Source organism: Psychrobacter sp. 1U2 (assembly GCF_051847575.1).
Genome location: NZ_JBPYDC010000111.1, coordinates 1 through 1,779, shown reverse-complemented (window position 1 = coordinate 1,779; position 1,779 = coordinate 1). Strand labels below are relative to the sequence as shown.

Sequence of the window (1,779 nt, the reverse complement as noted above, 5' to 3'; positions counted from 1 at the left end):
AGTGTCATTGATACCAATGCAGGTCGCCATAAGCTAATCGCAGGCGCTGAGCATTATAAAAAAGAATCTGAAATGGCGCGAGATGGTGCTCAGACTGGTGATGACAGTGCCAATAACACTTCAGTCTATCTAGAAGACCAATGGCAAATGGGCAAATTGACCCTGACGCCAGGCGTGCGCTATGACCGTTATAAATCGCCTGAATTTGTGGCGGGTGGCTCCACTTATGACAATGTCGTCGGTGCTTTGGCGGCCAGCTACGAGATTGCCCCGCGCACGCAAGTATTTGCTAGTTATACTCAGCTGTTTAATGGCCCAGATTTGGCTCAAGCCGTGTTTAATAAAAACGGTGAAGGACTTTATGTCAATAATGATCTCAAGCCAGAAGAGGGTTATAACTCTGAAGTTGGTGTGGCTACTACACTACGCGATCTAACCGTCGCTGATGATGCGCTACAACTGAGTGCAAAAATACTTTAGAACCAATATCGAAGACTATCAGCTGTATATGCGTACGGGTGATCGCCCAGGCAGGTTTGGTCTTGACTGCGAAACTGGCGCGATAGGCGGTGAGTGCCAAGGTATGTACAACAGTGATGAAGACTATAAGATAGATGGTGTTGAGCTGGCGGCCAACTATGCTGTTCAAGACTTTGGCATGGGTCTGAGCTATTCGCGTGCCCGTAGCGAAGGCGATAAGACTGGCGATAGCATTCCCTCAGTGAGCGGCGGTAGTGCTGACTCAGGCGATCGCTATATGGTCAACTTAAACTATGCACCAAATGATATGGTTGGGCTTGGCTGGCGCAGTACTTATGTCGCATCTATCACTGACAATCAAGGAGAGACTAAGCCAAGCTATGACGTACACGATATCTATATGGATTACGCGCCGCGTCAGCTTGATAATGTTACTACAACGCTTGGAGTGTATAACTTGTTTGATGAAACCTATGCCAGCCATGCGTCACGCTTCAATGCCATTGAAGATGAGAGTACTGACTTTGAGCCAGGTCGCAACATCAAAGCCTCACTCACGTATCAATTCTAAACCTTTTTTGGTATTTTAAGTACAAAAAAGCCAGCTGTCTGTATGAGAGCTGGCTTTTTTTATCGTAATTTTAGATCCCACTAAGATACTGTATCTTTTTTAAAGTGGGTCAACGAGACAGTTAAAAGGAGCTGAAAATGGCCAAACCTAATCCAAGACTATTGGAAGTAAAAGGCATCGCTAATACCACCCCAAACATGCGCCGCATTACGCTTGGCGGTGAAGGCATGCAAGGCTTCCCAGCAGATCAAGAAAGTGGCTATATTAAGCTGATGTTTGCAGGAGAGGTAGGGCAAAAGCCTATCATGCGTACCTATACCATTATCCAGCAACGCGCTGATAAGATTGATGTCGATTTTGTGTTGCATGGTCTCAATCACAAAGGCGCTGAAGGTCCTGCCTCACATTGGGCCAAAACCGTACAGGTCGGTGATACCATTATGATCGGGGGACCAGGCCCCAAAAAGCTTATCAATCATGAGGCGGATTGGTTTTTATTGGCAGGTGATATGACCGCCCTGCCAGCCATCACCGTCAATTTGGCACAGCTGCCTAAAGACGCTACGGGCTATGCAGTGATAGAAGTATTAAGCGAAGACGATATTCAGCCGCTACAAAAACCAGAAAACATCACGATCCATTGGGTGATAAATCCGACGACCACCGATAGCCGCTATTCATTATTAGATAAAATGAATACGCTGGACTGGCTGGACGGTGAGGTGGCC

Annotated in this window: 3 protein-coding genes; all 3 read left to right on the top strand. The window is 46.8% G+C overall.

The annotated features are described in order from the left end of the window. The coding region (locus ACS8FD_RS13600; protein WP_439276271.1) for a TonB-dependent receptor plug domain-containing protein at positions 1–480 on the top strand (480 nt) is incomplete at its 5' end. Then, a complete protein-coding gene (locus ACS8FD_RS13595) occupies positions 464–1,051 on the top strand; it encodes a TonB-dependent receptor (RefSeq protein ID WP_439276270.1) in 588 nt (195 codons plus the stop codon). The genes ACS8FD_RS13600 and ACS8FD_RS13595, both read left to right, overlap by 17 nt. 137 nt (positions 1,052–1,188) lie before the next feature. After that, the coding region (locus ACS8FD_RS13590) for a siderophore-interacting protein (protein WP_439276269.1) at positions 1,189–1,779 on the top strand (591 nt) is incomplete at its 3' end.